Below are 264 nucleotides of genomic sequence, written 5' to 3' on the forward strand. Positions count from 1 at the left end.
TTTGCTGCATTTAACAGAGCGGCCAGAACCTTTTCTTCATCAGCACTGGCTCCTTCCGCCATGACCAGGCGGTTTCCGCGGTCAGTAAACGCAGGCGTATTGTCCAGACTGTAGATAACGCTCTTACCATCAGAGTGTCGTTCATGAGACAGCCGGCTCAGCAATTTATCCTGATCGATACGCGAAGCATTTTGTGCAGGCGCATCTTCAGGTTGTGGCGCCACACGTTGCGCCCCGACGAGGATAGCGTTTTCCTCACCGAAA

At 53.0% G+C, this 264-nt stretch carries 1 protein-coding gene; it reads right to left on the reverse strand.

The genetic code is table 11. The features are described from left to right. Positions 1 to 224 (reverse strand): hypothetical protein (locus SB660_RS21325; RefSeq protein WP_410584394.1); only part of this gene is annotated, 224 nt, incomplete at its 3' end. Positions 225 to 264: the final 40 nt, after the last annotated feature.

Origin of the sequence: Bacillus sp. SIMBA_005, from assembly GCF_046535585.1 — a bacterium.
Taxonomy (GTDB): Bacteria; Bacillota; Bacilli; order Bacillales; family Bacillaceae; genus Bacillus; species Bacillus pumilus.